This window comes from Streptomyces odontotermitis (genome assembly GCF_050510915.1).
Lineage (GTDB): Bacteria > Actinomycetota > Actinomycetes > Streptomycetales > Streptomycetaceae > Streptomyces.
This window is the reverse complement of record NZ_JBNJLS010000002.1, coordinates 257,362-271,735: the sequence shown is the minus strand read 5'-3', so window position 1 is coordinate 271,735 and position 14,374 is coordinate 257,362. Positions and strand designations below refer to the sequence as shown.

Below are 14,374 nucleotides of genomic sequence, written 5' to 3'. Positions count from 1 at the left end.
CATGGACGAGAAGCCGCACACCACCCGAACACACATGGCCGAGGTCCTGGAGGTCTGGCCGCGCGACGGTCAGATCCTGCTGCGCCTCGAACTGGTGGGAGCCGAGGCGGCACAGAGCACGCTCGTGCTCAGGCAGCGCGATGACGCAACAGAAGTGCTGTTGGCTGCCGAGGGGAGCGGCCACGACTTCGCGGTCCACGTCCCACTGGAGGCACTGACCGCCTCTTCCGCGACCCGGGACTGGGTCTGGGACCTGTACCTCGCCGCCCCCTGCGCCGCCGAACCGCTGCGCGTGGGGCGGCACTTGGACGACATCACCGGCAAGAAGAACATCTTCGTCTACCCCACACAGCACGCCGCCGGAGCCTGCATCCAGCCGTACTTCACCGTCAAGGACAACCTGTCCATCCGCTGCGCCCGGGAGTCCGCGTGACCATCCGCTTCTTGCTGCTGAACGCCTTCGCCGTCGGCGGCACCGTCCGCGCCGTCTTCAACCAGGCCGGTGCGCTCGCCGACGCCGGGCACGACGTGGAGATCGTCAGCGTCCACCGGCACCGGCCCACCCCCGCCCTGCCGCTGCACCCGGAGGTCAGGCTGCGCGCTCTCGTCGACGCCACCGACACCGTGCCCTGGGGGCAGCGGTACGTCGAGGCGTGGCTGGGCCGACGTCCGAGCGGGCTCGTGCCGGGCACGGAGGTCCGGTACGGGCGGTTCAGCCGCCTGACCGACCGCCGCATCACGCGCTACCTGCGCTCCCTCGACGGCGGCGTCCTCATCACCACACGCCCCGCTCTCAACCTCCTCTCCGCCCGCTTCACCCCTGCCTCCGTCGTCACCGTCGGCCAGGAGCACCTGCACCACGGTCACCACAAACCCGCCCTGGCACAGCAGATCGACCTCTGGTACCGGCGGCTCGACGCCGTGAGCGTCCTGACCGACGCCGACCGGAAGATCTATGCCGCGCGCCTCAACGGCAGCGGCGTGCGCGTCGAGAAGATCCCCAACCCCCTGCCCGACTCCATCCCTCAACGCTCCACCCTCGACCGGCCGTTGATCGTCTCCGCCGGACGCCTGGTAAAGGCCAAGGGCTTCGCCGACCTCATCAGGGCCTTCGCACCGCTGGCCCGCGAGCACCCCGACTGGCAGCTGCGCATCTACGGATCCGGCGCCGAACACCACCGCCTGCGCGCCCTGATCAATGAAAGCCACCTCTACAACCACGTCTACCTCATGGGTAGTTCACCCCACCTGGAGACCGAACTCGCGAAAGCCTCCGTCTTTGCGCTCGCCTCTCGCCACGAAGGCTTCGGCATGGTCCTCGCCGAGGCCATGAGCCACGGCGTACCGCCGGTGAGCTTCGACTGCCCCAACGGCCCCCGCGAGATCATCACCAGCGACGACGACGGCTTCCTCGTCCCCCTCGGCGACACCACCGCCCTCACCAAGACGCTCCGCCACCTCATCGAGGACCCGCGGACGCGCAAGGCCATGGGCGACGCAGCCGCCCTGTCCGCCCTGCGCTACCACCCCGGCCGCATCCGCGCCCACTGGGAGGCCCTCCTGGACAGCCTCACAGCAGCCAAGGAGCAGGCCCCGAAGGCCCGTCTTGACCCTGTCCCCACCAGGCCCTACACGCCGTAAGGTGGCACCTATGAAAGGCGACAACAGCACGGGGCGTGGCCGAGCCGAGCGGCGCAGCGCGGGGGAGCTGGAGAGCGAGGTCCTCGCTGCCCTCTGGGCGACGGAGCAGGCCCTGACTCCTGCCGAGGTCCAGGCCGAACTGGGCGGCGAGCTCGCGTACAACACCGTGCACACCATCCTCAAGCGCCTGCACGACAAGGGACTTGTCCTGCGTGACGCCGACGGCCGGCGCGGCGCCTACCGCCCCGCGAAGAACGCCGCCGAGCACACCGCCGACGCCATGCACCAGGCCCTTGGCCGCGGGCCAGACCCGATCGCCTCGCTCCAGCAGTTCGTCACCGGTCTCGGCCCCGAAGAGGGAGCCGCCCTGCGCCGCATGCTGAGCGGTGACGACAGCTGACGAGCCGGTCAGGAAAGGCGGCCGACGGGCCGCGCACACGGCAATCCCCGGGGGAGCCCATGAGGATCGACGTCTACGCCCCGCTCGTCCTGTCGCTGCTGCTGGCCGCCGTCAGCCCGGCCGTCGGCAGACACCTGGCACCCTCGCTCGCGACGCGTGCCCTGACCGGCGCGGCGGCCCTCACCGCGGCCGCGACCACATGGGCTCTGATCCTTCTGTCCGCCACCCTCGTCAGCGCGGCTCCGCCCGTCGCCGCCGATGCCCGCGAGGACGGACGGTACCTGCCGGAGCCGGTCCCCGAAGTCATCGCCCTCGCCGCTCTGGTGACCCTCACCGCCCTCACCTACCGCCTCTGCCACGCCATCCGCAGCGAGTACGCCACCCGGCGGCTGCTGCGCCGCCTGTGCGAGGGCCACCCACCTGAAACGGAACTCATCGTCGCCGCGTCACCGTCACCGCGCGCCTTCGCCGTCCCCGCCACCGCGGACGCCCCCGGCCACATCGTGGTCACCGCGGCCATGCTCAGCTCCCTCACCCCCGCCGAGCGCCGCGTCCTGCTGGCCCACGAACGAGCCCACCTCACCCACCGCCACGCCCTGTACGCCTACACTCTCGCCTTCGCCGCAGCGCTCAACCCTCTCCTCGCTCCGGTCCGCACCACGGTCACGTACCTCGTGGAACGCTGGGCCGACGAACACGCCGCCGTGACCGTGGGAGACCGCGACACCACCGCCCGCGCCCTAGCCCGCGCCGCCCTCGTCGCCCACAGCTCACACTCCACCAGCGGATTGAGCTTCTCCGATCGCGCCGTCACCCGCCGCATCGCCGCCCTGCAGAGGACTCCGCCCCCATACCTGCGCCCCGTTGCGGCCGCTGTCCTCACCGTTGGTGCTCTCGCGGCGCTCTTCGCCGCAGACGCCACGGGCGATCTGCTGAGGCTCCTGGCGCACGCGCTGGCCTGACGACTGACCGGGCCGCTGTTCAGGACTTCCTCCTCGACGGTGTGCCGGGTGATCCAACGGCTCGGCCCGCTGCTCGCATTGGAGCCCGTTGCCCGCCCGGCCGATGCGGCCGACCGGCTGTGGATCGTGGACGGCACCCTGGTCCCGGTCCGCGACCGCAAGGTCGGATCCTCCTCACGTAATTACCGATGCTCGGCGAACGTGCAGGTCATCGTGGACGCGGACACCCGACTCGTGACGCGGCGGCCCGGCCGGTGCCGGGCACCATCGCGGACGCCCATGCCTGGCGGGCCTCCGGCCTGGCCGAGCAGTGCCGGGGCGTGACCCTGCTGGGCGATGGCGCCTACCTCAACTGCGGGATGGTCACCCCGCACCGCAAACGCCCCCGACGGGCCCTGCTGGCGGGCGAGGGGGCCGATAACGCGGCCCACCGCACGGCCCGCGCCCGGGTGGAGCATGTGATCGGCCGGATGAAGAACTGTAAGATCCTCCGCGACTGTCGGCAGCACGGCGACTGCCTCCACCACGCGGTCCAGGCCGTCGCCCACATGCACAACCTCGCCCTCGCATCACGACCAGAGAAGCGTCCCCGCATGCTCTGACCTGTCCGAACACGGCTTCGTGCAACACGCTTTAGTGGAAGCGGTTCAGCGGCAGAGGCATCCGCGAGGGTCGCTCACCGTCTGTGAACATGTTGGGTGCCCCCGAAACGCTGGGCCAGTTGCCGCGGCCGTACTGGATGGATCGATGGAAAAGGAAGCGACGGCTAGTTCCTCGATTCGGTCATCGGCATGGCGCTGCGCCCCGGCCTGACGGCCGCCTTGGCGCTGTCGCCAAGGCCGTCGCGGCGGGGGCGGTAGCCAATACGCCGACCACCGTATCGACGCACGACGCCTGACGATCAGAGCTCGGCGTACCCGGCCAGCAACGAGTGTTCGGCGTCCGAGAGGCGGCGGGGACGACCGCTGTCCAGGTTGTAGGCCACCATCGTGGTGGCGCCCGTGGCGTACTCGCGATCGGCGTCGCGGATTTCATAAGCAAGTTCGAAAGTGGCGGCACCGCTCTTGGAGACCCAGACGTTTACGTCCACGGGGCTATCCCGGTAGTCGAGCGGAGCTCGGTAGTCGACGAGGGCGCGGCTCACGACGAACGCATGTCGGCGGCGACCTTCCTCATCAGAGGGGAGGACATCCTGGAACATACGTGTCCGCGCCTCCTCCATGTACCGAAGAAACATCGCGTTGTTGACGTGCCCGTACGCATCAGCGTCAGCCCAGCGCAGAGGGCAGTGGTAGGTGTACTTGTGCACGATCAAGATTCCTCTGTGCGGCAGACCGGGGGAGAAGGAACAACAGCGGCGCAGCGCTTGCTGCCAGCCGTTCGAGGTGTGGCGGGGTGGCTCGAGACCGAGCGGGCGATGTGGATTCCGTCGGCCACTCCTTACGGTTTCGGGGGAGCAGAAGTGGCTTCAGGCAGCTCTTCCAGAAGTTCGCGGAGCAGGCGTTGCTCCACATCGCGTTCGCGGACGAGATGCTCGATGCGAGCGGCGGCGGCCTTGGTTTCAGCAGGCAGACCGATCCGCATGAGGTGCTTCATCTCGGTGAGCCGCTCACCGGACAACTCCTGCCACGGGATCCGCGCCATCACCGTGGCCGGAGACACCTCCGTGACGCCCCATTGCCCGGCCGTCTCCTCTACGGCCCAGACCACGCTGCGCTTGGACGGTGCGAGTGTCAACTGGGTGTCAGGTCCGATGAGAGGGCTGAGAGCCGGCAAGGCGATGCCATCCCTACCGGCCTGCGCTGCTGCCTTCTCTGCGCTGCTCACCACGAGTCGGGCGGTATGGACGTCCTTGGCCCGAAGGCGGTCGGCTTCGGCGAGTCGCTCGTGGGCGCGGTCGCGCTCCAGCGCGGTGTTGTTCGTTTCGTCCGCCCAGGCGTTGCGGCGGCCGCCCAGCGCATCGCGTTGGGTAGACGATTCGGCTTCCACCCACGTCATGACGACGAAGCGGCAGTCGGGCATGAGCGCGGGATACGCGACGTGGCTGACGATCTCGATCGTCCGGTAATTGAGGGTAGGCACGGTAGCGAGGAAGACATGCCCATCGCGATGTTCAACCAGATCGATGTCTGACTCCCAGATGTGCCTGACATCTGGATTCTTCTTGACGTCTTCGATCAACTCCTGCAGGTCGGCGTCGTCGCCGTGAGTGGTTTGTGCGAAGCGCAGCATTCTCACGAAGACTGTCGCGTGCTTGTGCCAGTCGTGGTAAGTGGCTCGCCCTTCGGCGGTCGTGAGAGCCCAGCGGATCAAATTGGCCCGGGGCTCCATCACCCAGGGCCATAGCTCAGCCATGGCCCTGTTGTAGGCAATGATGTTCCAGTTTCGATCGGACAGGTAGGTGGGGCTGGGCATCTGCCGGTCGATGAGCAAGCGCAGGGCCTGACCGACCTTGGGCTGTCCTTCGGTCGGAGCCGGACGAAGATAGCTGCCCACGTTGTAGAGCAGCATCGCGTGGCGTTCGTCTGAATCGAGCTTTAACAGCTTCGCCAGGGCGTCGCACTGCTCTTGCGAGAAGCGTGGCGTCGCTCCGCGTTCGACGTTGCGGTACTTGCGCTCGCTGATGCCCAGGATGCGTGCGGCTCGCGGCTGCGTGACGTCGGCGGCCTTACGCCACCGCTTCAGCATGGCGCCGAAGCCCATGATCTGGCCGGCGAGCTGCCCTTCACGCTCCTTGGCGGAAGTCTTCTGCTCTGGGGATCCGTTGCTGTCAGGGGTGGATTCCTTAGCGGCCACGGGATGCTCCCTTTTCGTTCGGGTGGGGCGACAGCAGCTTTCGGGCATGAAAAAGGAGGGTCAGCGCAATCGCTGGCCCCCTGCTGTGCTGTGTCCCACTAAAATCATACGCAAGATGTTAGCGATCTTGACTGCCTGCGGTTTGGAGGACATGCGTCTCGTGGTGTCGCCAAGTCTCCATCGCTGACGGGATCGCCTACTGACCATTGCTTTTGATCTGGTGACCTTCAAGGCACACCATGATCGCTTTGCGGAAGCGGCAAATGTTTGCCGCTTTTCGTGCTGATCAGGAACGGCTGGTCTGTAGCGGATCGGGTGGTCGAGGGTTCGGCTGGTCTGGATACCTCAATCTGCTTGCGAGGCAAGCGACTTGGGGGTCGGCGGGTCATTGGGCAGCTGCATGCCACCGAGTGATCTATATGGGCAAATCGGGCGGATGGTCGGCGTTGACGGTCTCGTGTCGGCTTGGCTTAAATCCATCCGACCAGCAGATTCAACAAAATGTTTCTGCGTGAGACGCGGGAGGGATGCTCGCCGTGAAGATCAGCACTGGGGATCCCGGAGCGCGCCGACTACCCGGCGTGCTGAGATCTGCCACTCCTCCCGACGGGCGCTCGGGTGTCGGCTTTCCGTTTCTGGCTTGCGTGGAGCCCTTGCGCTAAGGGCGTCGTAGGGCCCGTGTGTGCTCGCCGTCGCCGTGCCGCATGTACGACGAGTGCTGTGTGAACACGGCCAGACACTCATCGGCCATGCGTGTGTGTCGAGTTGGGCTCGGATTCGATCAGTAGAGGCTATCCGCTGGAGCGTGGAAGGTGGGTGTGCATATGTTGCTGGTCCATCGGCGTAGAGGTCGACGCCAGGCTCAACAGTAGGGAGAGGGAAAGGAGTTGCAGCCAGCGCCACGGACGCGCTTCTCCCAGGAGAAATGAAACCGGCGCCCAGAAGTTAGCGGCTTCCAGGCGCCGGCCCGACACCCGAAGGGTGCGGATTCATAACCGGAGCGGATCGGCTGGCCTTTTCGACGAGAACGGCCGACCCACTCCACCTACGAGTGAGGAATTCTCGCATGTCCAAGTCCTGGAACGGAAGGGCGGCCACTTCTCAGCCTTCCGAGGAGCCCGCACCCGCCGTCGGAGCCCGTAAACGGCGCCTGGCCACACTGCTGGCCGAGATGGTGCCCGGAGCCTGCATCATCCGCGTATCGCTGCGCGAGCCCGGCTATGCCTGGCCGAGCCCCTACGCCCGCGCGTTCGACAAGCAGGGCGAGCTCATCCGCCTCAACCGTGCGCAGGGCGTGACCGCCGCCCGATGGATCATCCGAGCGCACCCCGAGGTGCCCTGGGACGGGGCTTACGACCTCGACCTTGCCGCCGCGACGCTCCGGCCCGCTGTCGAGGCATACGTCACGACGGACGGGAGGCGCTGACCGTGGCCCGGATCCGGACCATCAAGCCCGAAGCCTTCGCCTCGGAGTCACTCGCCGCCGTCTCGGTCGCCGCCGAACGAACCTTCTTCGGCCTGCTCACCCAGGCTGACGACCACGGCCGATTCCGCGACCAGCCCGCAGTCATCGCCGGGCTTCTGTGGTCCCTGCGCGCCGAGCACGGCCCCGTCGACGTCGAGGACGACCTGAACCAGCTCGCTGCCCAGAGCCTGATCTGCCGCTACGAAGGCGACGACGGCAAGCGGTACCTGCACATCGTCACCTGGAGCCTCCACCAGAGGATCAACCGGCCCAGCGGCGTCCGCCACCCTGCCTGCCCCCGGCACGAGGGCGGTCGTCCGGATACGGCCTCAGCGACGACGCAGGGGGCTCTCCCGGAGACCGCCGTGAAGGTTCAGGGAGGACTCACTGAGGATTCACTCGCAACGCCTGCCCTCTCGGTCAGCGGAGAACCTGCAGTTCAGAGGGCGTTCCGCGAGACGACGGTGAGCTCTGGCAGAGAACTCACTGAGGGCTCCGTGAGCCCTCACGGCCCGGATCTAGGACCTAGGAACTTGGATCTAGGAACCACTCCTTCGGGGGGCGCCAGCGGCCCCGCACCGAGCACCATCTCGACGCAGCAGCTCATCAGCGAGTACGCCGTCGCCTGCACCCATCGCCCGCCCAGCGGCGTTCTCGGTCACCTCGGCCGCGAGATCGCCAAGCTGCTGGCCGAGGGCATCGCCCCCGACCACATCCGCGCCGGGCTGGCACGCCACCGGGCCAAGGGGCTGCACCCGAGCACCCTGCCGAGCCTGGTCCATGAGGCGATGAATGCCAGCCCCGGCGGTTTGGTACGGCCGGAATCCCGTCCTAACCTGCCCGGTCACCGGGCCTGGGCCAACCCCGCCGATCCCGCCACCGCCTACGCCGAGGAGCTGTGATGCGCGACCACGACGCCCAGCCCCTCGGCGGCATCGCCCGCCGCCTGGCCCGCACCCTCTCCGCTCGGGGCATCGACCCGACCACCACGCCTGTCGACCGAACCGAGCCTCTCCCCGCCCTCCAAGCTGCCGAGGCGCACATCCCCGCCCGCTACCGGGACGCCGTCGCGGACCACCCGGCGGTCACCGCCTGGGTGCGCCAGGTCGCCCGTGCGGGACGCCCCGGCCCCGGGGGAGCACCCGGCATCGCCCAGGGACGCTCGCTGCTGATCGTCGGCACCACCGGCACCGGCAAGACCCACCAGGCGTACGGAGCGGTCCGCTCCCTGATCATCGCCGGAGTCCGGCTGCGCTGGACGGCGACCACCGCCGCCGACCTGTACGCCACCCTGCGGCCCCGCCCCGGCCACGACGGCGAACGCGAGCTGACCACCCTGGCCCGCTGCCCCCTGCTGATCATCGACGACCTCGGTGCGGCCAAGAGCAGCGAGTGGACCGAGGAGATCACCGAGCGGCTCATCAACCGCCGCTACAACGAGATGCTCCCGACCCTGATCACCACCAACCTCGGCATGACTGACCTGCGCGCCCACATCGGCGACCGCGCCGCCTCCCGCCTCGCCGAGATGACCGACAAGGTCATCCTCGACGGCCCCGATCGCAGACGTGCCCTCGCAACCGAGCGCCGACGCAGCGCCGCCACGGTCTGACCTCCCTCCCCCCCCGCGACCGCCGCCACCGGTCCACCTCCTTCACGCACCAACTCCCGGGCCGCGCCTGCCCAAACGCCCCGGGAGGATACGGAGAGACCCCATGCACAGCACCAAGCAAGTGACGCCGCGCACTCTCGGCGACCACGCCTGGCGAGACCGCGCCGCCTGCCGCACCACCGCCCACCACCAGGTCGAGGCGGAGCTCTTCTTCCCCGAACCCGACGAGATGGACCGCATCCACGCCGCCAAGGCCCTGTGCGCTCAGTGCCCCGTCAGTAACGTCTGCCTCGATTCCGCTCTCCAGAACGGCGACAGCATCGGCATCTGGGGCGGCATGACCGAGGAGGAGCGTGAGCCCCTGCACAAGAAGATGGAGCATCGCCTCGACTACTCCCGCGTCAACGAGGTCCTCAGCGGGCGAGACATCTTCCTCACCAGGAACGAGCGCCGAGCCGTGACCCGCGCCGCCTACCAGGCGGAACTGCCTCCCGAGCGACTTGCCATCCTGCTCAAGGTCACGGAGGAACATGCCAAGAAGCTGTACCGCCGTACTCGCCGTGAGATCCGAAACCGTGCCGTCGCGGCAAAGGAGAGTAAGTCGAAGAAGGTGGCTAAGAGCAAGCCCCAGGCGCTGAATCCCCCCGAAGCCAAGCTCACCATCCGCGACGACCTCGGGACGGCTGCGTGAGCTACATGGTGCCACGACTGCCCCGGATCAGCGGCTGGGACCGCGCGGCCATCGTCGCCCTTGGCGGCGCCGGATGCGCCCTTTCCTACGACGCCCTGCAACAGATGGCGACCGCCATTCACATCCGCGGACTCCTGACCTTCCTCTTCCCTCTGGTCATCGACGGGTTCATCGCCTACGGAGTCCGAGCCCTCCTGGTCCTGCGCACCGCCCCCCTCGCGTCCCGCTGCTACGTGTGGTTCCTCTTCGGCACCGCGACGGCCGCGAGTATCTGGGCCAACGCCCTGCACGCTGTCCGGCTCAACCAGCAGCAGCCAGTAGGCGGCGGACTGCGGCTTGGGGACCTGACCGTCGGGGTGCTTTCCACCCTCGCCCCGCTCGCCCTGGCTGGGGCTGTCCATCTGTACATCCTCATCGCCCGCCGGGTCACCGAAGCTGCCCTGTCCAGCGACGTGCAGGTGATGGACGCGCGGACCGAGCAGGTCAGCGATGACCGCGAGGAGACTCGCCTCCTCTCAGACGGGCACGCGACCGCCCCGGTCACCTCCAGGCAGCAGCCCAACCTGCCTGCTCCGGACAGCGGTTGCCCGGCGGTCACCGACGGGCAGGACACTCTGCGCGCCGCCGCTGCGGACACCGGGGCCGGACGGTCGAACACGCTCCCCGAGCCCGAGCCGGAGCATGCTGGCCCCAGCACTGACCAGGGCGGAGACCCTGACCTCAGACCCCGCCGGGCCGCCCGTCTGCACCTGGCCAAACTCCCGGTCACTGCCCCGGCCAAGAAGCCGGACACCGGTGACCGGGAGGCCACTCCGGTCACCGACGAACAGCTCCTCGCCATCGCCCGCACTGCGGTCATCAAGGTCGGTGGCCTGACCCGGAAGATCGTCGCGGACGCCATCCGGGGAGACGGACACGGCCTCGGCAACGACCGGCTCACCCGCCTCATGGAGCACCTCCGCAAAGAGGCCGAAGAAGGCCCGGACACCCAGACCGGCTGACCGGACAACCAAACGGAAGTGTGCCGGTCCACGTACCAGGCCGGCGCACTTCCGTACCGCACCGCCCCCTTGAACCGAATCCGCACCGGAGCCGCCATTATGCGCACCACCCCGGCGACCCAAGCCGAAGCCGATGCCTGGATCGCCGTCCTCACCAAGTACGGACACCTCCACAGCGCCGAACCGGGGCCCGACGAGGTATGGACCGTGCAGCGCACGCCCACGAGCACGCCGCGCACCCTCCACCACCCGGTCCTCACCCTCGACTTCGTCGCCGAGGTCCTCCACGACGTTCGCCGCAACGCCCCCGGACTACCCCAATGACCCCCAACGAGCCGCCCCTCGCGCCCTGTGACCTGGGCGAAGGTCACTGCCCGACACGAGGCCGAGCAAGCTATACCTTCCGTGACACTTCCGCAGCCATAGGCTGCGGAAGTGTCACGGAAGGGCTTGCCTCCGCCCCAGGGGAGGCGGAGGAGGCCCGGCACCAGGGGGCGCCGGGCTCTGTAGCAGCGACCGAGGGCGGACCGCAGCCTGGGGAAACAGAAGAAGCACCCGCCACGCCACGCACACGCCCCCGCCTGCGCCAGAGCGTACGTCGAGACCAGTTCCGCAGTCTCCGTCTGACGCACGACGAACTCGTGCTCGTGCAGCGAGCCGCCGAAGCCATCGGTCTGAAGACTTCCGGGTTCATCGCCGATGCCGCAGTCGCGGTCGCACGGACCCAAGGCCAAGGCAGCTTGCAGGCAAGGATGTTGGACCAGCGCGGCCGGGTCGAAGAGCTGATGGCTGCGAGCACCCAACTTGCCCGTGTCGGCAACAACCTCAACCAGATCGCCCGCATCCTGAACTCCGGCGGTCACGTCGACTACGCCGAAGAGGCCGTCGCCCGCGTCCTGCGCGCCGCCGCCCGGGTCGAGGCCGCCGCCATCGAGATCGCGAGGCGCTGAGCCGTGGTCCCGGACATCTCGACCGGCAGCCGTACGTACGGACTCCTCGCCTACCTCTACGGACCCGGCCGCCGGGACGAACACATCGACCCGCACATGGTCGCCGCCTGGATGCCGGAGCTGGCGCCAGACCCAGGACGCGACCCGGCCGCCACCCTCAAGCAGCTCACCGACCGGCTCGACCTGCCCGTCCTAGCCGTGCCGAAGCACCGCCGCCCTGCCCGGCACGTGTGGCACTGCCCCGTCCGTACAGCCCCCGGCGACCGGTACCTGACCGACGCCGAGTGGGCCGAGGTAGCCCGCCGCGTCGTGCACGCCACCGGCATCGCCGAGGAAGGCGACGACAAGGCATGCCGTTGGATCGCCGTACGCCACGCCGACGACCACATCCATATCGTCGCCACGCTCAAACGCGAAGACGGACGCAGCCCTCGCCGCCACGGCGACGCCAATCGGGCCCAGGTCGAATGCCGAAGGATTGAAGCCGAGTTCGGCCTGCAGATCCTCAACGAAGGTGACCACACCGCAGCTCAGCGCCCCACCAGCGCGGAACGCGCCAAGGCCGAACGAATGGGCCGCATCGAACCACCCCGCGAAACCCTGCGAGAACAGGTTCGCCACGCCCTGGCCGGAGCTGCGGACGAAGGCGAGTTCTTCTGCCGCATGGCCGAGGCCGGCCTCCGGGTCGACAAGCGCCTCGCGCCCTCCGGCGACACCCTCGGATACAAGGTCGCCCTCCCCGGCGACCGCAACCGCCACGGAGACCCCATCTGGTACCCGGGATCCCGGCTCGCCCCGGATCTCTCCCTTCCCAAGATCCGCCAACGCCTCGAAGCTGCAACCCCCGACGAGGAGTTGGGCGCCGAGACGGACGCCTTGCGGCGGACCGCCCGTCCCGCCCAAGCCCGACGTGACGCCGCCTCGGCCGCTGAGCGAGCCCTCACCCAGCTCAGCAGGGACGAAGACGAGGCCGCCGCTCAACTCGTCGGCGTCGGCGAGCTGCTCGACGCCGTCGTGCAGACCTCGCCGGCGTCCACCCGCCAAGAACTCGCCGACGCCGCGCGCGCCTTCGAGCGCGCCACCCGCTCCCACATTCGAGCTGAGCAGGCCGAAACCCGGGGCCTGCGCACCGCCGCACGCGGCATCGTCCGCGCCGGCGACGCCCTCGGTAAAGGCGAGGACGGCGGTACCACCGCCATGCTCCTGTCCAGCTTGGTCCTCGTCACCATCGCCGCCATCCGCTGGCACGCCGCCCGCGGACACGCCCAACAAGCCGCGGCCGCCCAACAAGCCGCTCAACACCTGCGCAGCGCCTACCGATCTGCTGCCGCCACCCCCATGCGCGGCATGCGAGAACAAGGCCGACGCCTTCCCGCACCGACACGAGGCCGATACGCCCGCACCGTCGAAGCCACCCTGGGCGACCAGGCCGAGCACATCCTGCGCGAGCCCGGCTGGCACGCCCTAGCCGCCACGCTCGCCGAAGCGGAACGTGCGGGCCACGACCCCGAGACGCTGCTCAAGAAGGTCATCGAATGGCGCGAACTGGACACCGCCGACAACGTCACCGACGTACTGGTCTGGCGCCTGCGCCGAACCGGAAAGCTGCCCGTGACCACGAACCCCTCCCGCACCACCCGCACACACCCGCGGACAGCCACCCAACGGACTGACCCCGCGCAGCTACAGGCACCCGCGACCACGCCTAGGAACAGCGCCAGCCCGTCACGCAAGCCGAAGCTGCACCGCTGACCAGCACCGCAAAGGGTTGGACAGGCAAGACGGAAGCCTGCTACGGCTGATCACACAGGACGAGGAGACGATGCCGATGCTCAGCCAAGACCTCCAGACCCATAGAACTGTGCCGCTCCCGGCCCCGACGGACGACCCCCTGTTGCGCCTCCAGCACGAGACGCAGCTCACCGACGGCCCCGTACACCTGCGGGCCACCACTCATCCCGAGGAAATCCGCATCACCGGCATCCTCGTCATGTGCCCGAAGTGCGGCGCCCGTCGCGACTGGATGGTCATCTGCGACGGCAACGACATCAGCGTCCGCTGCCGCTGCGCACACCAGTGGGCCGAGCGAGAGCTGACCCGCGCCGACTACGAGGCGATGATCGATGCCGGCGGCCAGGACTACCCGAGCTTGGAGGCCGCCGCTCGGGCCACCGGCTACGACGGCACGCTGGCCGGCACTTACCTGAGCGAACCCCGGCCCGAGTAGGAGTGGGCTCGGCCACTACGACGCACCCTGGTGCGGCCGGGGCCGGTCCGGTGTAATACCCGCCCATGGACGCGAGCGTGGCCGCGGTCATGGGCGCGGCGTTAGGAGCCCTCGGCGGCCTTGGCGGCGGATGGCTCACCGTGTTCGGGCAGGGGCGTCAACAGAGAGGCCAGCGCGAGGCCGAGCGCGAACGATGGCGGGATGAACTACGGCGCGACGCCTACAACGCGTGCATCGGCAGCGCGAAGCGGCTATCGGCGTCTTGGTGGAAGTTCTCCGACTGTCTCTGGAAACAGGACAGCACAACGGACGAGTGGCGATCCGCCTTCGCCGACGCCCACGATGCGTGGACCGAGTTCAGCGCCGACATCGCCGCCGTGACGATCGCCGGTCCGCGATCCGTCGTGGAGGCGGCCGACACCCTGCGTCAGGCGCTGTATGACCTTGATGTCGCGGGCATGGAGTGGTTCGCGACCGCGCTGCGTGAGGAGCATGGTCGCCTTGACGTGCACTACCGGAACTTCAAGCAGGCAGCGGAAGCGAAGCGCATCCCGGACAGGGCCTTCCAGAAGGCCGCGCGGGAAGCGTTGGGGACCGAACGCCCCTGACCCTGCGAGGGAGTCGCTCGG

At 68.7% G+C, this 14,374-nt stretch carries 16 protein-coding genes and 1 pseudogene; 15 read left to right on the top strand and 2 right to left on the bottom strand.

Annotated features, from left to right (window positions below):
• The first annotated feature begins 1 nt into the window (after position 1).
• The 5 genes and pseudogenes from ACQB60_RS07425 to ACQB60_RS07405 all read left to right on the top strand — a co-directional run.
• On the top strand, positions 2-433 hold the full coding sequence (locus tag ACQB60_RS07425; protein WP_496925019.1) for a hypothetical protein: 432 nt from the start codon (positions 2-4) through the stop codon (positions 431-433).
• Positions 430-1,641: a glycosyltransferase family 4 protein gene (locus tag ACQB60_RS07420; RefSeq protein ID WP_496925018.1), complete on the top strand. Its 1,212-nt coding sequence runs from the start codon at positions 430-432 to the stop codon at positions 1,639-1,641. Before ACQB60_RS07425 ends, ACQB60_RS07420 begins: the two co-directional genes overlap by 4 nt.
• Positions 1,642-1,651: 10 nt before the next feature.
• Complete coding sequence (locus tag ACQB60_RS07415) at positions 1,652-2,041, top strand: BlaI/MecI/CopY family transcriptional regulator (RefSeq protein ID WP_496925017.1); 390 nt, start codon at positions 1,652-1,654, stop codon at positions 2,039-2,041.
• A gap of 59 nt (positions 2,042-2,100) precedes the next feature.
• A complete protein-coding gene (locus tag ACQB60_RS07410; protein WP_496925016.1) occupies positions 2,101-3,003 on the top strand; it encodes a M48 family metalloprotease in 903 nt (300 codons plus the stop codon).
• A pseudogene (locus tag ACQB60_RS07405) lies at positions 3,004-3,605 on the top strand (transposase family protein); the annotation flags it as partial.
• Positions 3,606-3,904: 299 nt separating this feature from the next.
• On the opposite strand, the gene ACQB60_RS07400 reads toward ACQB60_RS07405, so the two are convergent.
• Together ACQB60_RS07400 and ACQB60_RS07395 are read right to left on the bottom strand one after the other, a co-directional pair.
• Complete coding sequence (locus ACQB60_RS07400; RefSeq protein ID WP_496925015.1) at positions 3,905-4,312, bottom strand: acyl-CoA thioesterase; 408 nt, start codon at positions 4,310-4,312, stop codon at positions 3,905-3,907.
• Positions 4,313-4,443: 131 nt separating this feature from the next.
• Complete coding sequence (locus ACQB60_RS07395; protein WP_496925014.1) at positions 4,444-5,799, bottom strand: helix-turn-helix transcriptional regulator; 1,356 nt, start codon at positions 5,797-5,799, stop codon at positions 4,444-4,446.
• A gap of 1,066 nt (positions 5,800-6,865) precedes the next feature.
• On the opposite strand from ACQB60_RS07395, the gene ACQB60_RS07390 reads away from it, so the two are divergent.
• The 10 genes from ACQB60_RS07390 (at position 6,866) to ACQB60_RS07345 (ending at position 14,353) form a co-directional block, all read left to right on the top strand.
• Positions 6,866-7,225, top strand: a complete 360-nt coding sequence (locus ACQB60_RS07390; protein ID WP_496925013.1) for a hypothetical protein — start codon at positions 6,866-6,868, stop codon at positions 7,223-7,225.
• Between the two features lie 2 nt (positions 7,226-7,227).
• Positions 7,228-8,166 (top strand): hypothetical protein, encoded by a 939-nt coding sequence (locus tag ACQB60_RS07385; protein WP_496925012.1) that lies wholly within the window; start codon positions 7,228-7,230, stop codon positions 8,164-8,166.
• The gene (locus tag ACQB60_RS07380) at positions 8,166-8,876 is read left to right on the top strand and encodes an ATP-binding protein (protein ID WP_496925011.1); all 711 of its coding nucleotides are present in this window, start codon (positions 8,166-8,168) and stop codon (positions 8,874-8,876) included. Before ACQB60_RS07385 ends, ACQB60_RS07380 begins: the two co-directional genes overlap by 1 nt.
• A 103-nt stretch (positions 8,877-8,979) precedes the next feature.
• On the top strand, positions 8,980-9,567 hold the full coding sequence (locus ACQB60_RS07375) for a WhiB family transcriptional regulator (RefSeq protein ID WP_496925010.1): 588 nt from the start codon (positions 8,980-8,982) through the stop codon (positions 9,565-9,567).
• A 5-nt stretch (positions 9,568-9,572) separates the two neighbouring features.
• Entirely contained in the window at positions 9,573-10,568 is a 996-nt protein-coding gene (locus ACQB60_RS07370) for a DUF2637 domain-containing protein (protein WP_496925631.1), read from the top strand.
• Positions 10,569-10,667: 99 nt separating this feature from the next.
• On the top strand, positions 10,668-10,892 hold the full coding sequence (locus ACQB60_RS07365) for a hypothetical protein (protein WP_496925009.1): 225 nt from the start codon (positions 10,668-10,670) through the stop codon (positions 10,890-10,892).
• 257 nt (positions 10,893-11,149) lie between these two features.
• Positions 11,150-11,518 carry a plasmid mobilization relaxosome protein MobC gene (gene mobC / locus ACQB60_RS07360; protein WP_496925630.1) on the top strand — a complete coding sequence of 123 codons (369 nt, stop codon included), beginning with the start codon at positions 11,150-11,152 and terminating at the stop codon, positions 11,516-11,518.
• A 3-nt stretch (positions 11,519-11,521) separates the two neighbouring features.
• Positions 11,522-13,270, top strand: a complete 1,749-nt coding sequence (locus ACQB60_RS07355) for a relaxase/mobilization nuclease domain-containing protein (RefSeq protein WP_496925008.1) — start codon at positions 11,522-11,524, stop codon at positions 13,268-13,270.
• Between the two features lie 76 nt (positions 13,271-13,346).
• Positions 13,347-13,745: a hypothetical protein gene (locus ACQB60_RS07350; protein ID WP_496925007.1), complete on the top strand. Its 399-nt coding sequence runs from the start codon at positions 13,347-13,349 to the stop codon at positions 13,743-13,745.
• Between the two features lie 65 nt (positions 13,746-13,810).
• Positions 13,811-14,353 carry a hypothetical protein gene (locus ACQB60_RS07345; protein ID WP_496925006.1) on the top strand — a complete coding sequence of 181 codons (543 nt, stop codon included), beginning with the start codon at positions 13,811-13,813 and terminating at the stop codon, positions 14,351-14,353.
• The last annotated feature ends 21 nt before the right edge of the window (positions 14,354-14,374 follow it).

What these genes read in the sequence shown, in the direction of transcription:
- ACQB60_RS07350 (WP_496925007.1), top strand. Translation starts at nt 13,347, where the DNA reads ATGCTCAGCCAAGACCTCCAGACCCATAGAACTGTGCCGCTCCCGGCC.
- ACQB60_RS07375 (WP_496925010.1), top strand. Translation starts at nt 8,980, where the DNA reads ATGCACAGCACCAAGCAAGTGACGCCGCGCACTCTCGGCGACCACGCC.
- ACQB60_RS07365 (WP_496925009.1), top strand. Translation starts at nt 10,668, where the DNA reads ATGCGCACCACCCCGGCGACCCAAGCCGAAGCCGATGCCTGGATCGCC.
- ACQB60_RS07415 (WP_496925017.1), top strand. Translation starts at nt 1,652, where the DNA reads ATGAAAGGCGACAACAGCACGGGGCGTGGCCGAGCCGAGCGGCGCAGC.
- ACQB60_RS07345 (WP_496925006.1), top strand. Translation starts at nt 13,811, where the DNA reads ATGGACGCGAGCGTGGCCGCGGTCATGGGCGCGGCGTTAGGAGCCCTC.
- ACQB60_RS07410 (WP_496925016.1), top strand. Translation starts at nt 2,101, where the DNA reads ATGAGGATCGACGTCTACGCCCCGCTCGTCCTGTCGCTGCTGCTGGCC.
- ACQB60_RS07380 (WP_496925011.1), top strand. Translation starts at nt 8,166, where the DNA reads ATGCGCGACCACGACGCCCAGCCCCTCGGCGGCATCGCCCGCCGCCTG.
- ACQB60_RS07390 (WP_496925013.1), top strand. Translation starts at nt 6,866, where the DNA reads ATGTCCAAGTCCTGGAACGGAAGGGCGGCCACTTCTCAGCCTTCCGAG.
- ACQB60_RS07425 (WP_496925019.1), top strand. Translation starts at nt 2, where the DNA reads ATGGACGAGAAGCCGCACACCACCCGAACACACATGGCCGAGGTCCTG.
- ACQB60_RS07370 (WP_496925631.1), top strand. Translation starts at nt 9,573, where the DNA reads ATGGTGCCACGACTGCCCCGGATCAGCGGCTGGGACCGCGCGGCCATC.